The sequence below is a fragment of the Streptococcus halichoeri genome (assembly GCF_009870755.1).
GTDB classification, from domain to species: domain Bacteria; phylum Bacillota; class Bacilli; order Lactobacillales; family Streptococcaceae; genus Streptococcus; species Streptococcus halichoeri.
The window spans coordinates 1-18,771 of record NZ_WLZU01000009.1; the positions used below are offsets into that span (position 1 = coordinate 1).

General features: G+C 41.2%; 14 protein-coding genes and 1 riboswitch. Of the genes, 9 read left to right on the plus strand and 5 right to left on the minus strand.

All coding sequences use genetic code 11. From position 1 onward, the window contains the following. Nucleotides 1–189: 189 nt before the first annotated feature. The 3 genes from tuf to ppc all read right to left on the minus strand — a co-directional run bounded on the left by tuf (nucleotide 190) and on the right by ppc (nucleotide 6,093). Complete coding sequence (tuf, locus tag GWD08_RS03475; RefSeq protein ID WP_159545289.1) at nucleotides 190–1,386, minus strand: elongation factor Tu; 1,197 nt, start codon at nucleotides 1,384–1,386, stop codon at nucleotides 190–192. 493 nt (nucleotides 1,387–1,879) lie between these two features. Beyond that, nucleotides 1,880–3,160 (minus strand): cell division peptidoglycan polymerase FtsW, encoded by a 1,281-nt coding sequence (gene ftsW, locus GWD08_RS03480; RefSeq protein WP_159564238.1) that lies wholly within the window; start codon nucleotides 3,158–3,160, stop codon nucleotides 1,880–1,882. Between the two features lie 113 nt (nucleotides 3,161–3,273). Continuing rightward, the gene (ppc, locus tag GWD08_RS03485) at nucleotides 3,274–6,093 is read right to left on the minus strand and encodes a phosphoenolpyruvate carboxylase (RefSeq protein ID WP_231700342.1); all 2,820 of its coding nucleotides are present in this window, start codon (nucleotides 6,091–6,093) and stop codon (nucleotides 3,274–3,276) included. Between the two features lie 172 nt (nucleotides 6,094–6,265). Between ppc and pepF the strand changes: the two genes are divergently transcribed. Continuing rightward, nucleotides 6,266–8,065, plus strand: coding sequence for an oligoendopeptidase F (gene pepF / locus GWD08_RS03490; RefSeq protein ID WP_159564240.1), 1,800 nt, complete (start codon nucleotides 6,266–6,268; stop codon nucleotides 8,063–8,065). After that, nucleotides 8,058–8,537, plus strand: coding sequence for a glutathione peroxidase (locus GWD08_RS03495; protein ID WP_159545297.1), 480 nt, complete (start codon nucleotides 8,058–8,060; stop codon nucleotides 8,535–8,537). The genes pepF and GWD08_RS03495 overlap by 8 nt, the downstream gene beginning before the upstream one ends. An 83-nt stretch (nucleotides 8,538–8,620) precedes the next feature. On the opposite strand, the gene GWD08_RS03500 is transcribed toward GWD08_RS03495, so the two are convergent. Continuing rightward, nucleotides 8,621–9,130 (minus strand): ECF transporter S component, encoded by a 510-nt coding sequence (locus GWD08_RS03500; protein ID WP_159564241.1) that lies wholly within the window; start codon nucleotides 9,128–9,130, stop codon nucleotides 8,621–8,623. A 318-nt stretch (nucleotides 9,131–9,448) separates the two neighbouring features. Between GWD08_RS03500 and GWD08_RS03505 the strand changes: the two genes are divergently transcribed. From GWD08_RS03505 to GWD08_RS03530, 6 genes are all read left to right on the plus strand, one after another. Continuing rightward, nucleotides 9,449–10,294: a glycoside hydrolase family 25 protein gene (locus GWD08_RS03505; RefSeq protein WP_159564242.1), complete on the plus strand. Its 846-nt coding sequence runs from the start codon at nucleotides 9,449–9,451 to the stop codon at nucleotides 10,292–10,294. A gap of 227 nt (nucleotides 10,295–10,521) precedes the next feature. Then, nucleotides 10,522–10,618: riboswitch (TPP riboswitch) on the plus strand. A 46-nt stretch (nucleotides 10,619–10,664) separates the two neighbouring features. Continuing rightward, nucleotides 10,665–11,228 (plus strand): energy-coupled thiamine transporter ThiT, encoded by a 564-nt coding sequence (thiT, locus tag GWD08_RS03510; protein ID WP_159545304.1) that lies wholly within the window; start codon nucleotides 10,665–10,667, stop codon nucleotides 11,226–11,228. A gap of 88 nt (nucleotides 11,229–11,316) precedes the next feature. Beyond that, nucleotides 11,317–11,793 (plus strand): aminoacyl-tRNA deacylase, encoded by a 477-nt coding sequence (locus tag GWD08_RS03515; protein ID WP_159564293.1) that lies wholly within the window; start codon nucleotides 11,317–11,319, stop codon nucleotides 11,791–11,793. Between the two features lie 34 nt (nucleotides 11,794–11,827). Beyond that, the gene (locus GWD08_RS03520) at nucleotides 11,828–12,472 is read left to right on the plus strand and encodes a histidine phosphatase family protein (RefSeq protein ID WP_159545306.1); all 645 of its coding nucleotides are present in this window, start codon (nucleotides 11,828–11,830) and stop codon (nucleotides 12,470–12,472) included. Nucleotides 12,473–12,858: 386 nt separating this feature from the next. After that, the gene (locus GWD08_RS08750; protein WP_244295476.1) at nucleotides 12,859–14,769 is read left to right on the plus strand and encodes a transglutaminase domain-containing protein; all 1,911 of its coding nucleotides are present in this window, start codon (nucleotides 12,859–12,861) and stop codon (nucleotides 14,767–14,769) included. Between the two features lie 363 nt (nucleotides 14,770–15,132). Beyond that, nucleotides 15,133–15,816: a hypothetical protein gene (locus GWD08_RS03530; protein ID WP_159564243.1), complete on the plus strand. Its 684-nt coding sequence runs from the start codon at nucleotides 15,133–15,135 to the stop codon at nucleotides 15,814–15,816. Nucleotides 15,817–16,011: 195 nt separating this feature from the next. On the opposite strand, the gene GWD08_RS03535 is transcribed toward GWD08_RS03530, so the two are convergent. Next, nucleotides 16,012–16,914 (minus strand): HAD family hydrolase, encoded by a 903-nt coding sequence (locus tag GWD08_RS03535; RefSeq protein ID WP_159549338.1) that lies wholly within the window; start codon nucleotides 16,912–16,914, stop codon nucleotides 16,012–16,014. A gap of 167 nt (nucleotides 16,915–17,081) precedes the next feature. On the opposite strand from GWD08_RS03535, the gene lysS reads away from it, so the two are divergent. After that, nucleotides 17,082–18,572, plus strand: coding sequence for a lysine--tRNA ligase (gene lysS / locus GWD08_RS03540; protein WP_159549341.1), 1,491 nt, complete (start codon nucleotides 17,082–17,084; stop codon nucleotides 18,570–18,572). The last annotated feature ends 199 nt before the right edge of the window (nucleotides 18,573–18,771 follow it).

Sequence of the window (18,771 nt, forward strand, 5' to 3'; positions counted from 1 at the left end):
AGTAAGATAATGGCTAGGATAGCCTTTTTAGTTTGCCTGAAATTTGTCAAAGTTATTCCAATCAGCATAATGAAAGTAAAAGAAAAGACAAACTGGAGGTTTAGACCAGTTTGTCTTCAATCTGAGAAGTTCACAAGGAACTTCTTGAGTTGTCTGACTCTAATTGTTATTCTGGGAACTCAAATGACATTAAGCTTCGATTTCTGAAACGATACCTGAACCAACAGTACGGCCACCTTCACGAATTGAGAAAGTAGTACCTTGTTCTACGGCGATTGGGTGAATCAACTCAACATCGATTGTTACGTTATCACCAGGCATAACCATTTCTGTACCTGCAGGAAGTTCGATTGAACCTGTTACGTCAGTTGTACGGAAGTAGAATTGTGGACGGTAGTTGTTAAAGAATGGTGTATGACGTCCACCTTCGTCTTTAGAAAGGATGTATACTTCACCTTTAAATTTAGTGTGTGGGTTGATTGAACCTGGTTTTGCGATAACTTGTCCACGTTCAACTTCGTCACGTTGGATACCACGTAGAAGAATACCTACGTTGTCTCCAGCAAGACCTTCGTCAAGTTGTTTACGGAACATTTCAACACCAGTAACAACAGCTTTTTTCTTGTCTTCTTTGATACCAACGATTTCAATTTCGTCGTTGACACGAACAGTACCACGGTCAATACGTCCTGAAGCAACGGTACCACGTCCAGTGATAGAGAATACGTCTTCGACTGGAAGAAGCAATGGTTTGTCAGTGTCGCGTTCTGGTTCTGGAATGTAGTCATCAACAATGTTCATCAAGTCCATGATGATATCTTCATATTTGCTGTCACCTTCAAGAGCTTTAAGTGCTGAACCTTGAACAACAGGAAGATCGTCACCTGGGAAGTCGTATTCTGAAAGAAGGTCACGGATTTCCATTTCAACCAATTCAAGCAATTCTTCGTCATCAACTAAGTCAACTTTGTTCATGAAGACGATAAGGTGTTTAACACCAACTTGGCGTGAAAGAAGGATGTGCTCACGTGTTTGTGGCATTGGTCCGTCAGTTGATGCAACAACAAGGATAGCTCCGTCCATTTGAGCGGCACCAGTGATCATGTTTTTAACGTAGTCCGCGTGTCCTGGTGCATCGATATGAGCGTAGTGACGTTTTTCAGTTTCATACTCAACGTGTGCAGTGTTAATAGTGATACCGCGTTCGCGTTCTTCTGGAGCAGCATCGATAGAAGCGTAGTCTTTTGGTTGGTTAACTGCGCTTGGAAGACGACGTGCAAGAACAGTTGTAATTGCAGCTGTCAAAGTTGTTTTACCGTGGTCAACGTGTCCAATTGTACCAATATTAACGTGGGGTTTACTACGATCGTATTTTTCTTTTGCCATTTAGGAAAAGCCTCCAATAAAATATATTTTATAGATAGACAGTAGGCAATACAGTCTAACTTTACCTTACTATTGTAGCAAATTGTACTGAAATTGCAAGCATTTTATGCTTATAGGCCTATCTTTACTTGATAAAGTAAAGATAGACTGACAGTTAGCCCCAGTCTTTAGACCTTGGCTTCTCCAACCACGAAATGACGTGGCCCCTATTGTTGAGTACCTTGGATAAATAACCGCAAACTTTGTGCAGAATCACAGTTAGCAAAACCAGTAATCGCCTGTCAAATCTGCTTTAGTGGATTGAGTGGTTAGTCTACTGGGTCTACTAGTGATAGAGACATTCCTTAAAAAACAAGGATAAAAGAGATAGACCTGCATTCTTTTTTGATTTTCAAAAGTTAGCTGATCACTAACTTAAAAGCCTTGAGAAAGTACTTTCTCAAGGCTTTGTCTGCAAATCAAAATGAGACTTTGCTATCATTGGAAATGGTGGTTATTTGTACTGATCAAAATGAACGATATTGGTATCTGGGTCTTGTTTACGGCTTTCTTTTTTATAGGTTAGTTCTGCTTCTTTCATAATATCATCACGCTTTTCATTGGCGTCAATATTAAGCACAAAGGCTATCGCTACAGATAGAACTAATAAGCTGTTTCCCCCTTGCGACAAAAATGGAAAGGTTACACCTGTTGAGGGAATCAAGCCTGAGATACCACCTATATTGACAAATACTTGCATCAATATCATGCCCGCAACACCCAGTGCCATCATGGCATTAAAAGGTTTTTTTGCCTTGATACCAACATTCATAATACGCAAAATAAGAAAGAAAACAAGGGCCAGAATCAAGGCGGCGCCAATTAAACCAAGCTCTTCAATGACAATCGAAAAAACAAAGTCTGTCTGAGCTTCTGGTAAATAGCCGCGCTTTTCAATGGAATTGCCAAGACCCATCCCAAACCAACCACCATTACTCATGGCATAATAAGAGTGAGCTAGCTGGTGTCCTGAATCTGTTACATCATGAAAGGGATTGAAAAAAGCACTGAAGCGTTTGGCCACATAACCAAAGACTGGGATTTTAGCTACTCGATCCACCCCGATAAGGGCAATTCCTCCTAAAAAGAGAGTTGAGAGAGCCGTAATCATGACAACAATGGCTGAAAACCAACGATAGGCCACACCACTAATGGAAAACATAATGATAGCGGTCAAAACAATGATTGCAGCATTTCCTAAATCGGGCTGCGATGCTACTAACAAAATCAAAAACGTTGCAATCAAACGCCAATCCAGTAAATCTGACCGCTCCGTTGGCCACCATTTTCGCCGGGTCAACTCTTGATAGTCATACTTGGCAATTCCTTGCTGACGCTTAGAAAAGGTATTGGCTAAAAACCAGACCATAATAATTTTTAAATATTCTGCTGGCTGAAAGCTTATTGGTCCAAGTACAATCCAGCCATGGGCGCCGTTGACTTCTTTGGTCAAAAAACGAGCAATTAACAAGAGGGCAATTTCAATAATGATGACAATATTGAGAATGCCAGTATTGTTAAGAAAATTGAGCTTTAATTTATAAATAAAGGCTATCGCAAATAAACTAACGATCCAAAACATGCCCTGGTTGATGACAGAACGAAATGGGTTCAAATGGTATTGGATTAAGCTAGCGCTGGTGGTTGAATAAACCATAATCAGGCCAACGACTGACAGAATTAGGTAAGGCAGTAAAATCGAATAATTAAGTAGATGCCTCTTATCAATTTTCATAATATCCCCTATAGCTGAAATAATCTTTAAGCATTATATCACTTTTTGCTGGCAAAAAAAAGAAAACACAGCCTTGAGGCAGACAGCCTGAAAAGGCCATGTTTTCCAGGGAATTAGCCCGAATTTCGTAATCCCGTAGCGATGCCATTAATAGTGATATGAATCAACTTTTCATAATCTTCATCCAATTCATCATGGCGCAGCCGTTTAATGAGCTCGATTTGGAGGTAATTAAGCACATTAAAATAGGGCAGGCGAAGCGCTAGGCTGTATTTCAAGGCAGGGGTCTCTGCTAACAGATCTTCTTGTCCTTCAATCGCCAAGATGACATTTTTGGTCAGCTGCCACTCATCCAAAATCGTGTGAAAGACAGTGCGGACTTCTTCTTTTTCAGCAAGTTGAGCGTAATGATAAGCAATGGTCATATTCGATTTGGATAAGACCATGTCCACATTAGCCAGCAGCGAGTGGAAAAACGGCCAAGTCTGATACATGTGCTGTAATTTAGCTAAATTACCAGCATCTTGCTTGATAAACTCTTGAAAGGCTGAGCCTACTCCATACCAACCTGGAAACATCATCCGATTTTGCGACCAAGAAAAGACCCAGGGAATCGCGCGCAGTCCACTAATGTCTGTAATTGTTTTTCGGGCTGCAGGCCGAGAACCAATATTTAAGCTTGATACTTCCTTAATAGGGCTGGCTTCAAAGAAATAGTCATAAAAATGAGGATTGTCAAAAACCAATTGGCGGTAGACCTGGTGGCTTTTTGCCACAATACCATCCATGGTAGCACGAAAATCTTCTAGCTCATCTGGGTTGGTCAACAATTGTGTAACCATCCGATTGATAGATGCTGAGAGTAACATTTCCAAATGGTAATAGGCGACGTCCTTGTGACCGTATTTATTTTCAATGATTTCGCCTTGCTCTGTCAAACGAATCCGATCTTTGATTGAGCCAAATGGCTGAGCTGTTATCGCATCATATGACGGCCCCCCGCCACGGCCCACTGTTCCGCCACGGCCATGGAAGAAAGTAATCTTAATGCCGTGCTTTTCACCAATTTGGGTTAGGTCATTTTGCGCCTTGTATAAAGTCCATCCAGAAGCAAGATAGCCTCCATCTTTGTTACTATCAGAATAGCCCAGCATAATTTCTTGATAATGGCCTTTTGAAGCAATCCAATTTTTTACAAGATCATAGGACAAAAATTCCGTCATAATGGCCCGTGAATTATCCAGATCTTCAATCGTCTCAAATAAAGGAACAATTTGGACACGGGCGGTGCGACTATCAATCAGTCCAGCTTCTTTAAGCATAATGGCAAGCTCAAAAAGATCAGATACACTTTCAGTGTGTGAAATGATGTGTTGCTTGATGATGTCTTCGCCTAATTTATCCTTTAATCGCCGAGCAGTGTGATAGATGGCCAATTCTTTTTCAAGCAAATCTGATTTGGGACCATTTGCCAAAGCTAGCGGCCGAGGATCGTCTGTCAATTGCTTAAGCAAGATTTGACATTTCTGACTCTCACTTAATTGACGATAGTTATCCACAATATTAGCTGAACGCAATAATTCGTCCACACAGGCTTCTTGCACACTTGAATCCTGGCGCATGTCAATACTAGCTAAGTAAAAACCAAAAATATCCACAGCCTGGACAAGATCAGCAAGATCACCTTTGATAAGAACATCATCACCATTAGCTTTGAGTGATTCTACAATGAGCAACAAATCCTGCTTAAACTCTGCAGCGCTGGCATAAGCAGGAAGCCGGTGCTCTTTAATGCCAGCAGCAACTTGATTGGCCGTTACTTGCACATACTCGGCAATCACAGCCGCATTGGTACTAGCCTGAACATCCAGTTGCGGCCTAGTTGTAGGAAAATTAAATTGATCATCTGTTTTTGATAATTGAATCAAGGTTTGCACTAAGCGCGAGCGGATATAGTGAAGCGCCTTGCGGTAAGCTTCATTTTCAAGGTAAACAGAATCATTATAAGATAGCTCAGCTAAATGCTTGACCTCATCACTAACCGCAGTGATGGTTGAAGACATGGAAAAACTTTGATAAAGGTTGGTCAACTGCTCAATGTAATAATTAATAATGACCTCGCTTTGGATTGTCGCTGATAAAAGTAAGGTTTCAGCAGTAACATAGGGATTGCCATCACGGTCACCGCCAATCCACATGCCCATGGTAATAGGCTTAGCCTTTGTAAGAGTGATTCCATGATGATTTGCTAAATCTTTATAGGTCTTGGTAAGATGCGTAACAGCCGGGATAAGAGAGTCATTATAATACTGCATCACATTGGTGATTTCATTTTTGACTTTTAATTTTTTCTCCCGGATAATATCTGTTTGCATGAGGATTTCGATATAACGACTCAAGTCTTCCAGCCACTTCTGTTTATTGACCACTCCAGCTTTGACATCACGATAGCGACGTAATAAGTGATGAATCGTATTGGTCAACTCTAGCACTGTCTTACGCTGCACTTGTGTGGGATGGGCTGTCAAGACAGGAACGACATTCACCTGCTCAAGCAGCTCTGTAGCTTGTTCTTTTTCGGCTACCGCATCAATACTAAGAGCCAATTTGCCCAAATAATCACGGCCCATATTGTTTTGGTAATTAATCTCATAAGCTAAATCAACATCTTCTGAGATATTAATCAAGAGCGGCAAAATCGAAAAATAGCGAGAAACAAGGACCATATCATCATTGCTCATTTCCGAGATTAAACGTTCCACTTGTCCATATTCTTGTTGCTCAGATAAGTGTACTAACTGCTGAATTTTAGCAAAGGCAGCTTCGCCTCCCATCCGAATAGTGACTTCCCCTAGCAAGTCCTTTAAGATGGCAACTTCTTCGGCAATAATTGCATGATTATGCTCATTTTCCAATTTTTTAATGGATACCATTTTTGCTCCTTTTCCTTGTTTTTCTCTTTTTATCATACCATTTTTTAACCTAAAAATAAGGATAATAAGAAAAAAAGTCCTGCCTTTGCAAAAAAAGTTCGGCTTTTATCCCAGAGGTGGCCTTTTAACAAATATTTGTTATACTAAAAAGAAAAGACTAAGGAGCCAAACGATGGAATTAAAACAACGATCAGAATTTCCCGAGCGTGAATTATGGGATTTAACGGCACTCTACAAGGACCGCCAAGATTTCCTTTTGGCGATTGAAAAAGCCTGGCAAGATGTTCAAATCTTTCAGCACAACTATCAGAATCACTTAAACGATGTTGAGCATTTTACACAGGCATTATTGGAACTAGAGCAAATCGAAATTCAGATGAGTCACATCGAAACTTATGCCTTTATGCCGCAAACCAGTGACTTCTCCAACGAAGAATTTGCACAAATCGCTAAGGCAGGAGATGATTTCTCAACCAAAGCCCGTGTTGCACTTAGTTTCATGGATACAGCACTAGCACAAGCTGATGATGAGATTTTAGATCAGTTAGCTGCTAATAGCCATTTTACAGCTATCATCCGCCAAGCCAAACAAGCAAAGGCCCATCTTTTGGCACCCGAGGTCGAAAAAACCTTAACCAATCTGCGCGAAGTATTCAATGGCCCCTATGACATTTATACCAAAATGCGGGCGGGTGATTTTCATATGGCTGATTTTGAGGTGAATGGACAAACCTACCAGAATAGTTTTGTCCTTTATGAGAATTTCTACCAAAATCATGAAAACGCCGAAATTCGAGAAAAAGCATTTCGCTCTTTTTCAGCTGGTCTACGCCAGCATCAAAATGCTGCGGCAGCAGCTTATCTGGCCAAAGTCTCTTCTGAAAAATTAATGGCAGATATGCGTGGCTATGATACTGTATTTGATTATCTGTTAGCTGAACAAGAAGTGGATCGCCCAATGTTTGACCGGCAAATTGATTTAATCATGAAGGAATTTGGTCCTGTCGCCCAAAAATTTGTCAAACATGTTGCCCAAGTAAACGGACTTACACAGATGGCCTTTGCAGACTGGAAATTAGACATTGACAACGACCTCAACCCTGAAGTATCCATAGATGATGCTTATGACCTGGTCATGCAATCTGTCCAGCCGCTAGGCCAAGAATACACTACAGAAATTGCCCGATACCAGCAAGAACGCTGGGTTGACTTTGCCGCTAATGCCAATAAGGACTCAGGCGGCTATGCTGCTGACCCTTACAAGGTTCATCCTTATGTGTTAATGAGCTGGACAGGGCGCATGTCTGATGTTTACACTTTAATCCACGAAATTGGGCATTCTGGTCAGTTTATTTTTTCAGACCATGAACAAAGTTTCTTCAACACCCATATGTCCACTTACTACGTGGAGGCACCGTCAACCTTCAATGAATTATTGTTAAGTGATTACTTAGAGCGACAATTTGATAACCCACGGCAAAAACGCTTTGCTTTGGCCCACCGCCTGACGGACACCTACTTCCATAACTTCATCACGCACTTACTAGAGGCGGCTTTCCAACGCAAAGTCTATCAATTGATTGAAGATGGTCAAACCTTTGGTGCTAAGCAATTGAATCAGATCATGAAGAGCGTGCTTGAAGAATTTTGGGGTGATGCTTTGATCATTGATGACGATGCTGCTCTTACTTGGATGCGGCAAGCTCATTACTACATGGGCCTATACAGCTATACTTATTCAGCGGGCTTAGTGATTGCTACAGCTGGTTACCTCAATCTCAAAAACAATCCTAAAGGTGCTAAAGAATGGCTTGACTTTTTGAAATCAGGAGGCAGCCGAACCCCACTTGAGACGGCCAGGCTGATTGGTGCTGATATTGCTACCGAAAAACCACTGCGTGACACGATTCAATTCTTAAGTGATACGGTTGATCAGATTATTCATTACAGTGAGGAGATTGCCCATGACTAACCTTTATGATTTTACAGTTAAGACCCAAGAGGGTCAGGATTTCCCTTTAGCCAACTACAAAGGAAAGCTTGTTTTAGTGGTCAATACAGCAACCAAATGTGGGCTCACTCCACAATACCAAGCCTTACAGGAATTGTACGATGCTTATCATGCCAAGGGCTTTGAGATTTTAGATTTTCCCTGCAATCAATTTTTAAATCAAGCACCTGGTGATGCTCAAGAGATTAACCAATTTTGTAGTTTGACCTACCATACAACTTTTCCGCGTTTTGCTAAAGTCAACGTAAACGGTAAGGATGCAGAGCCTTTATTCACTTGGTTAAAAGAGGAAAAAAGTGGCCCACTAGGCAAAGCGATCGAATGGAATTTTGCCAAATTTCTCATTAGCCCAGACGGTCAGGTTATTGAGCGCTACTCTGCAAAATCAGACCCTAAAGTAATCGAACAACAGCTTAAAGCTTTCCTTGATTAAAAAACAAACCCAGATTAGTTTTGCAATCTGGGTTTCTTTGTCTGGCTAGCTGTGCTTGATAGCTGCGCAGCAGAAGTTTGATTCTATTTTGAATGCGCTGCTGGGGGATTTTTTCTTAACACCATTAAACACACAAGATAGCAGACCATAGTTACTACAGCGTGAGCGATATTAAATGAAGAGCCCCTTAAAAGGTAAGACCATACGGGTATACCATAGACATAAGCAAGGCAAGCATCCAAGATAAGGCCATAAAAGACTGCACAAAAGCCAGCCCAAAGGAGCTGCCGTAACAGAGTATGTCGCTTGCGCCCTTTACCTAGAAAATAGACCAGACCGCCGTACCAAAGGCCAATCACAATAGTAAAACTAAGCAACTGCCAGGCCAGCCAAGGACCAAAACCCAGCAAAAAAGATGAGAAAAAAAGTCCAAGGGCCATAAGCAGCTCTGTTTCGTAAAAGCCAAAATAGGCAGCATAAACCATAAACAAAGCCGTTAAGGGCTGAATATGAGGCAAGTGACTAAAGACTAGTTGTAAAACGACCACAAAGACTGAGCAAATGGTCATACGTGTTAATTGTTTTAGTGACATAATACTCCTTTTACACCTCTTTATTATGACAAAATTTGGCCCGATTGACCACTTTGGAAACAAAAAGAATAGTTCCTCGCAAATAAGAGTTGGATTATAATCCCTTCAAAAACAACTCTAACCTTACCCTCATTTTAGGGTCGTTCGCAGGAAATCGCAGAGCTTTTCAGGTGTTTTTTTACCTTATAAAAAGCCGCTGATCTTTGCTAGCCCAATGCCTGTGAAAGTTTCACAAAAAAGAGATTAATTCTACAGAATAATATCAGAAATAAGGAAGATGCTTTGATTTTTTGCCGTTTTTAAGGTACAATAGCGATAATGAGAAGAAGAATCAAGCCGATTGTTGTGCTCGTCTTCTTTCTTTTGATAGGCATTTTGTTACTTATTGGAAAAGCACATTCAGATAATCTCAAAGAAAGGGAACTAAGACAGGCTCAAAATAGCATTCCAGTAGTTTCTAGCGCATCACAGAAAGAAAAAACCAGCACAAAGGAAAATGAAGAATTTGTCTTAAACCCTATTATTGATGTTTCGGGTTGGCAATTACCAAATGAAATTGACTACGATACCTTATCCAAAAATATTTCCGGAGCAATTATTCGTGTCTTTGGTGGTTCGCAGATCACCAAACGAAATAATGCTGCTTATACCACAGGGATTGATAAATCATTTAAAAGCCACATCAAAGAATTTCAAAAGCGCCATGTACCCGTAGCCGTTTACAGCTACGCTTTAGGCTCAAGCACCAAGGAGATGCGCGCAGAAGCACGAACTTTTTATAAAAATGCCTCCCCCTATAAACCAACCTTTTATTGGATCGATGTGGAGGAGGTCACGATGAAAGACATGAATAAAGGCATAAAAGCCTTTCGTGATGAACTTAGAAAATTAGGTGCCAAAAATGTCGGACTTTACATTGGGACCTACTTCATGGTTGAACAAGACATCTCAACAGAAGGTTTTGATGCTATTTGGATACCAACTTACGGGAGTGATTCTGGTTACTACGAAGCCGCACCCAATACCAATCTTAACTACGACCTGCACCAGTACACCTCTCAAGGCTATCTACCAGGCTTTAACAATACCCTGGACCTTAATCAGATTGCAGTCAACAAAGACACGAAAAAGACTTATGAAAAATTATTTGGTCACCAAAAATAAGACTGGGCGTTCTCAGTCTTATTTATTTGCCCTTGTGGCTTCGCACTTCTGGACCTGCTCATCTGTCATTTTTACCAGGGTGATGTGACAAAGCCCGCTCGCTGCAAGCCAGGAGCCAGGACCGGCTTGTTTTTTTTCTTGGAAAAATGGCTGCGCCTTGCAGCGGGCTGTCCTTTTCTGCTTGACAAACGTCTTTTGTGCATTTATAATGAAGGTAATTATTAATAATCATCACAAAGGAGTGCTTTGGCTGAGATCGCAGTTGCGAAATCCTGAGGACCTGATCTTGTTAGTACAAGCGTAGGGATTGTGACCATTTTTAGAACCGATGGAAACCCGACTCTTTTTTGTGACCAAAAGGAGTTTTTTTATGTCTGCCAATAACCAAACAAAATACTTAGTCGAAACCGCTATTTTTGCCGCCTTGGCAATGGGATTGTCACTGATTCCAGACTTTGCTTCCTGGTTTACCCCATCATTTGGAGCAATTGTCCTTGTGATCTTCGCCCTAAGACGAGGGGTCAAATACGGCGTCTTAGCTGGCTTAATTTGGGGGCTACTGCACTTTTTATTTGGCAGAGTGTACTATCTCAGTATGTCTCAAGTCTTGATTGAATATATCTTGGCATTCATGTCCATGGGGATTGCAGGTTTGTTCACCCCATCGTTAAGGACAGCACTGAGCCAAGGCTATAAGCAAAAAGCTTGGATGATTGGGGGCTTAGCTGCCTTAGCTGCTGTAGGCTTACGTTACCTTTGGCATTTTATTGCTGGTGTTATTTTCTGGGGCTCTTATGCTCCTAAGGGCACCTCGGCTTGGATGTATTCCTTATCGGTCAATGGCACAGCGGCTTGTTTGACGTTTATTTTTGTTGTGGTTGTCACTTTAGTATTGATAACTTACCAAGCCACAATTTTCTTACCAAAAGATTAGGAATTAAGCATTTAATTAGAAGACTAAAAATGGTATAATAATAATGATATTATTATACTTTTTTGTGTGCAAAAAAGAGGGTTATATGATGACGAAAAAGGGTAAATTAAAAAAAACACTAGTGGAACAAATCCTAGACAAAGCAGCCATTCCCTATGATAGTTTGGCGATTAATGCCTTACAAGAGCAAGAGCTCCCTGATCAGATTCAGCGCTCTGATATTTTTAAAACACTGGCTTTGGTTGGCGACAAGACCGGGCCTATTATTGGCATTGTTCCTATTACAGAACATTTATCAGAAAAAAAGCTGGCCAAGTTATCCGGCAATAAAAAGGTCAGCATGATTCCTCAAAAAGACTTACAAAAAACCACTGGTTATATTCACGGCGCAAACAATCCCATTGGGATTAGACAAAAGCATACTTTTCCTATTTACATTGATTCGACCGCGCTTGTACAAGACCAAGTAATCGTCTCAGCTGGTGAAGTGGGGCGCTCTGTTCGAATCAATAGTCAAGCGCTAGCTGATTTTATCGGAGCAGCATTTGCTGATATTAAAGAATGATAATCATAAATTAATTAGAAGGGTTAAACTTATTATGAAATGTTATTTTGTCAGACATGGAAAAACGCAGTGGAATGTTGAGGGACGCTTTCAAGGTGGCGGAGCCGACTCACCCTTGCTACCAGAATCCTATGAGGAAATTCGTCAGCTGGGTATAGCACTTAAGGACGTCCCTTTTGATGCGGTCTACTCAAGTGATCTCAAACGCGCTTACGAAACTGCACAGCTGCTGTTGGCTGCTTGCGAGCAAGACCTGGAAATTACACAAACCAAAGCATTGAGAGAATGGGGCCTGGGCAAACTGGAGGGAGCAAAAATTGCTACTATGAATGCTATTTACCCGCACCAAATGGATGCTTTTCGACACAACCTAGCCCGTTTTAATGCTGGGCAATTCGAGGCAGAATCAATCTATCAAACTACCCACCGTGTTTGTGAATTAGTCGACTCACTCAAGGATAAGCATTACCAACATGTCTTATTTGTCGGACACGGAGCTAATTTGACTGCCTCCATCCGCTCGCTGTTGGGCTATGAACCAGCCTTACTTCGGGCTAACGGCGGACTTGACAATGCTAGTTTAACGATCCTTGAAACAAATGATTTTAAATCCTTTCATTGTCTCACTTGGAATGATAAAAACTACCTCAATGCAGCAAGCCAGCAAGGCCTAAATTGACATTCACTAAACAGCTAAGTTTGGGATAGCTGTTTAGCACAAACTTTGGCTGCAAGCAGAGCCCTTCTACCTTTCTTATTGGCAAATCCAATTTGTATCTATTAGCATTTGAGTATCAGGCTAATTCTATTAGGCTAGATGTGGCACACTTAGAAAAAGAAAGCAGACCCAACATTTAGAGGTTTACTATAGGCACAAGAGAGCTTCACCTGACTAGGCCACCCAAAAATCAGCCTGGATTGAAATGAGTGATCCGGCTGCTGGGGCTCTCTTGTTTTTTTGATAAGTTTTATTATAATTAAATGAGTTAACGATTAATTTTTTGATAAAACCTAATCACGTCGTTGTCTTTAAGAGCAATCATTGTGCCATAAGGAGATTTTTACTTGAAAAGAAAAACCATAGGATCCTATCTTGCTTTGATAGCAGGCCTGTTGAGCCTAACAAGCTTATCTGTTCAGGCAGAAGATACTTACACTTATCCCAGTCGTCAAGGAGATAGCTACACTAACTCCTACTACCACTATCCTCCTAGAAACTATGATACTAGGCAGCCCCAATATCGGACAGTGGGCGAAGATAGTTATAGAAGCCATAAGTATGATTTCTATCAAAAGGAGTACGATCAATTAGCAAGACAACATGAACAGTTGATTGCCATCTACAAGCAGTTAAAAGCAAGCTATGACGCGACCAGGCAAGCTAGTGATTCAGAATTACGTAGTCTGAGCCAAAAATGGCAGGAGCTCAATAACCGCTTTCAAGTACTAGTTAGAGAAAACCCTGTTGTCGGGGGTAATTACGCAATTGAAAACCTGAAAGCTACGGTAGCTGGTTATAACAATCGCCTAGCCAGCTACCAAGCCAGCCAGGACTTTATCACTAGCAATCAAGAAACTTTAAACAGATTAGACCAACTCGATGCTGAACGACGAGCTCTTCAGTACGGTAGTGTAGAACTTAACAGCAATCTTCAAACTACGAATAGTTATATTGAGCAGCTAAACCAGCAATTACGTACTTATCCTTTTACAACTCCACTTGCCGACTTACAAAGCCAACAAACGAAAATTGAAGCTCAGATTAACCAAATCGAGCGGGACAAGGCTGCGTATAAGCCAGAACCGAGAGCCTATCGCGCTGGTTCTGATTCTGGTGCTGGCTCCCGACGTCAAAAACGTCAAGTGCCAGCACCGGGAAATGTTCCCCTGTGGCATGAAATGCGCAATGAAGGCCTAGACCACAGTAAGCCAAACCGTTATGAGGCTACTGCCCCTACAAATGGGCGAGTAGATCTATCAAATATTAGCGATTTAAAAACACTGCAAGAAAAGTCTGACCTGGCCCATTACCAACGGGCCAAAGAGATTGTTTTCCACATAAAACGTTCGGATTTAACAGGGCTAACAGAGCAGCGATATGCAGACACTAACCTCTCTGCAGCCATTTCTCGCTTTATCAAAGAAAAGCTGGCTGTGATGCCTAATACACGCGGAGTAACTTCAGGTTTTAAATTTCAAGTACAGTTCTACTATGATCGTGATGATCTGAATATTACCCTGATGCCAGACTACTACATGACCGATGCACAGTATCAGGAGTACGATAGGCATCTCAGGGATTGGACCCACAAAAATATTCATGCTTCTGATTCCGAAGTAGAAAAAATAGATAAGATTCAAGACTATATCATGACCAACTATCACTATGCGGTAGGTAAGGTTGGCGGGCATACTGTCACAGGTATTTCCGTGCAAACGCCCTATGCCTTCCTCAAGGATAAGGAAGCCGTCTGCCAGGCCTATGCCCAACTCTTTAAGGATATGGGACGCCTAGCCGGACTTGATGTCTACTATATCCAAGGTTATGGCGACCCTGCTGGTGGTAAGTCCAGTCTGCATGCCTGGAACATTGTCAAAGTCGGTGATAAGTATTACCATGTTGATTTAACCTGGAATGATACTATTGACCAAACTAACAAGAACCATACCTATACTCTGCGCGGGAATAACTTTATGAAGCAGACCCACCTGTGGAATGTAGATTACCAGATTTCAGATGAGGATTATCACGATTATCCAAGGCCAACCTACTACAACGGAAGGCATCCTTACAGAATATCCAACTATAGCCAGCCCGTCCAGGCTAACTACCGGAGCACAAGCCCATCTGCTTACACTAGTCAAAGACAACCACAAGCCACTCACCTTCGCCAAAGACGTTCTGCTAACAACTCCAACACAGGACCACAATATCGATTTGTCTTTGGTCGCGAAGCCACTTTAGGTAGGGCATAAGAAGAGCACTACGCCTTTCTAACGCAACCCACTTGACACCTGCAAAAAGACTGCTGCTATTTAGCAAGTCGCTTTTGCAGGTGTTTTTTTACTCTATCTCTTGTACCAAGCCAAAAGCCTTACCTTAATCGACTATGCTCATTTTTATCTCATCAAAATATTATTTAAACAGCCATTTTATTCTCAAAAAGTTCATAATATTTTATTTAAATTAATTTAAAATTATAAAATATATTGACGTGGCTCTTGTCAACTAATATAATTAAGGTGTTACTTGATAAGATTTCCACTAACTAAGAAAACAAGCTTGCCTTTTACCTAATTGTTAACAATTATTCAAAGCATGAAAAGGAAAGACATATTATGAGACGCACCGTTTTACCTAAAAAATTCATAGGCTTCGCTGTAGCTGCTGCAACTTTAAGTGCCCTATTCATTTCATCAACGACAAATGTAAGTGCGCATGATAATATTGATGAGTACGGCAAAGTGCATCTTTACTGGCAGGGAAATTACTACGTTGATAACTATGTTGACTATACTAAAAAATTATCTGAAGACAAAAACAGTATCGAATGGACAGTATATTTTAACTCAGCCAAAGAAAATTGGGTTTCCCCTGACTTTTCAGTCTTTCTGCCAGAAGGCGTTGAAAAACCAGATTCAATACTTGTTGATGATGAATGGTGGGGTCTAACGATAACCCGTACCATCACTAGCACTCCATGGAGTTATGATTGGAAGACGCAAAAAGACCAATTTAACCGCGAATGGGACAAATTCCCGGGTTACACCGGATGGAGTAACTCATTAGACAAGCTAACCAAAACTCGTAATGAGGGAGGCTTTGCTTATGTCCTGGTTGATACCTATGGTCGTAATGAACGTGTCTATTTTGGCCAAAAACGAACTTGGACTTTTACCACTAGGTTAAAAGATGGTTACAAGGACAAATGGGATAAACTACCATTTGTCGCAGGTATTAAACAAAATGATTCTTTAGCAGCTTCATACCCTAGCTACAAGGCCGAATTCAAAAACTATTAAGCATTCACGTAAATTTTGTTTAATTAGTCCTTTAGAAAAGCAATAACCTCGAACTTTCTAGATAATCCAGGTTCGAGATTATCTAGAAAACTTAAGTATAAAGGTTCGCTGTCAACTGTAGTGACTGACAATGAACCCAAAAACGCTATCCTCTCATCTAGGGATTCTCCCTCAAGACAGGATAGCGTCTATTTTTTAGCGTCCATATTTCATGCGTAGGACCTTTTCTTGTTTTTTATTGAGGCGTAAGAGAATAACCACCTTATCAATGCTCATATTGCTTTCTAAAAGGCGTTCAGCGGCCATCATTAAGCCGTTATTAAGTCCTAAAGTCAAGATAGGATTCTTTTGATCATTAACATCAAAAATAAATTTATTGTCGGGTAGGTCAAAGAGAACTTTCACTGCCCCATAGAGCTGCTCAAAGTTATCAATAGCGACATCGTACACTGGTTTAATCCCAGGTTTTAAGCTACGACCACGGTGGTTAAACCACATGGCATGCCAACCGCCATTGTGGGCACCCATAACATCATTATCATAGGAATCACCGACATACAGTGTGGTGGCAGGATTCATGTCAAATTGCTCAGCTGCCAGGTTGAAAATCTCTTTTTCAGGTTTTTGAAAGCCGGTAGCTTGACTGACAATGACCCGTTTAGGGTCGACATAATCATAAAGACCGAGCTTTTTGACCTTTTTTAATTGGTGTTCGGTAGGGCCATTGGTGATGATCCCCATGGGTACATTTTTAGATTTGAGAAAATCCAGCGTCATCCGCATCTCATCTAGCATGGTAATATTATCTAAGGCATGCTCATAAATGTCTTGGAAATGGGCACCTGTAGCTTCATCAATAGCTTGATAGCCAAATTCTAAAAGGGTTTCTTTGCAACGCCAAAAGCGAAAATACTCTGTCGTCCACTCCCCAGCCATGACTCTTGGAAAACCAATATCGGAATAATGACGAAAACGAATATAGGCCTGATTGATGGATGCCATATTAAAATCAGGAAAGCATTTTTCCATAGCAATCCGATAAGGTGCCTGCTGATCATAGATGGTATCATCAACATCAAAAACAATAGCTGTAATCATGGCTCTCTTTTCTTTTTCTTCCTTTTTTTTGACTATTATACTATTTTCTAGGAGCATTTTCAAACAGCGGCTGAGAAGCTCTGCAATTCCCCTAAAAAACGTGGAAATATGGTGTTTTCTCAAGGCTTTTGTGATACAATAAGGAAGAATATCTATTGGAGGAAAACATGTCTAACGAACACATCGAAGAACTAAACGATCAACAACTTGTGCGACGCGAAAAGATGGCAGCGCTGGCTGAAAAGGGAATTGATCCGTTTGGTAAACGTTTTGAACGTACTGCCAATTCTGCTCAATTAAAAGACCAATTTGCTGACAAATCTAAAGAAGAGTTACACGATCTGAATCAAACAGCTGTCATTGCCGGCCGTCTAATGACTAAACGAGGCAAAGGAAAAGTTGGCTTTGCCCACATTCAAGACCGCGATGGACAAATCCAAATTTATGTTCGCAAAGATGCCGTTGGTGAAGACAACTATGACATCTTTAAAAAGGCTGATTTAGGTGACTTCTTGGGAGTTGAGGGAGAAGTTATGCGAACAGATATGGGGGAATTATCCATCAAAGCAACCAAGCTAACCCATTTATCAAAAGCCCTTCGTCCCTTACCAGAAAAATTCCATGGACTTTCAGACATTGAAACCATTTACCGTAAACGTCATTTAGACCTCATTTCTAATCGCGCTAGCTTTGAGCGTTTTGTTACCCGTTCAAAAATGATTTCAGATATGCGCCGCTACCTAGATGAGCAGGGCTTTTTAGAGGTAGAAACACCCGTTCTCCACAACGAAGCTGGTGGGGCAGCTGCGCGGCCATTTATGACCCATCATAATGCACAGGATATGGATATGGTCTTGCGCATTGCCACAGAGTTGCACTTGAAACGCTTGATTGTAGGGGGTATGGAACGCGTCTATGAAATTGGCCGAATTTTTCGCAATGAAGGCATGGATGCTACCCACAATCCTGAATTTACCTCAATTGAAGTTTATCAGGCCTATGCTGATTTCCAAGACATTATGAACTTAACAGAAGGAATTATCCAGCATGTCGCTAAAGCTGTTAAAGGCGATGGGCCAATTCAATATCAAGGACAAGAGATCCTGATTAATCAACCCTTTAAGCGAGTTCACATTGTTGATGCCATTAAGGAAGTAACCGGGGTTGATTTCTGGCCACGGATGACTTTTGAGGAAGCTAAAGCCCTAGCCCAAGAAAAGCATGTCCCACTTGAAAAGCACTTTACAAGTGTGGGGCACATTATTAATGCCTTCTTTGAAGAATTTGTCGAAGAAACTTTAATCCAACCTACCTTTGTCTTTGGACATCCCGTAGAAGTCTCACCACTGGCAAAGAAAAATGCCGAAGATGACCGCTTCACAGACCGTTTTGAGCTCTTCATTGTGACTAAAGAATACGCAAATGCCTTTACGGAATTGAATGATCCGATTGATCAGTTGGCACGCTTTGAAGCGCAGGCTAAGGCCAAAGAATTAGGTGATGATGAAGCTACCGGTATTGATTACGACTACATCGAAGCTTTGGAATATGGTATGCCACCAACAGGCGGACTAGGCATTGGTATTGATCGCCTTTGTATGCTATTAACAGATACCACAACAATCCGTGATGTTTTACTCTTTCCAACCATGAAATAACATAGCACAGCTGGACCATCTGGTCCAGCTGTTTGTCGTTTAGAGCTTCTTGCTTAAAATTGCCCGATACTTGCATGAGCATTTCTTGAAGCATCTAATAGGCGAATAAGCTTCATTTAACATATCCTGCGCTAATACTAACTTGACATCCCTTGACATTCCTGGCCATAGGAATTTGCTAGCCTAAAGTACCATCCCA

What these genes read in the sequence shown, in the direction of transcription:
- tuf (WP_159545289.1), bottom strand. Translation starts at nt 1,386, where the DNA reads ATGGCAAAAGAAAAATACGATCGTAGTAAACCCCACGTTAATATTGGT.
- ftsW (WP_159564238.1), bottom strand. Translation starts at nt 3,160, where the DNA reads ATGAAAATTGATAAGAGGCATCTACTTAATTATTCGATTTTACTGCCT.
- ppc (WP_231700342.1), bottom strand. Translation starts at nt 6,093, where the DNA reads ATGGTATCCATTAAAAAATTGGAAAATGAGCATAATCATGCAATTATT.
- pepF (WP_159564240.1), top strand. Translation starts at nt 6,266, where the DNA reads ATGGAATTAAAACAACGATCAGAATTTCCCGAGCGTGAATTATGGGAT.
- GWD08_RS03495 (WP_159545297.1), top strand. Translation starts at nt 8,058, where the DNA reads ATGACTAACCTTTATGATTTTACAGTTAAGACCCAAGAGGGTCAGGAT.
- GWD08_RS03500 (WP_159564241.1), bottom strand. Translation starts at nt 9,130, where the DNA reads ATGTCACTAAAACAATTAACACGTATGACCATTTGCTCAGTCTTTGTG.
- GWD08_RS03505 (WP_159564242.1), top strand. Translation starts at nt 9,449, where the DNA reads ATGAGAAGAAGAATCAAGCCGATTGTTGTGCTCGTCTTCTTTCTTTTG.
- thiT (WP_159545304.1), top strand. Translation starts at nt 10,665, where the DNA reads ATGTCTGCCAATAACCAAACAAAATACTTAGTCGAAACCGCTATTTTT.
- GWD08_RS03515 (WP_159564293.1), top strand. Translation starts at nt 11,317, where the DNA reads ATGACGAAAAAGGGTAAATTAAAAAAAACACTAGTGGAACAAATCCTA.
- GWD08_RS03520 (WP_159545306.1), top strand. Translation starts at nt 11,828, where the DNA reads ATGAAATGTTATTTTGTCAGACATGGAAAAACGCAGTGGAATGTTGAG.
- GWD08_RS03530 (WP_159564243.1), top strand. Translation starts at nt 15,133, where the DNA reads ATGAGACGCACCGTTTTACCTAAAAAATTCATAGGCTTCGCTGTAGCT.
- GWD08_RS03535 (WP_159549338.1), bottom strand. Translation starts at nt 16,914, where the DNA reads ATGATTACAGCTATTGTTTTTGATGTTGATGATACCATCTATGATCAG.
- lysS (WP_159549341.1), top strand. Translation starts at nt 17,082, where the DNA reads ATGTCTAACGAACACATCGAAGAACTAAACGATCAACAACTTGTGCGA.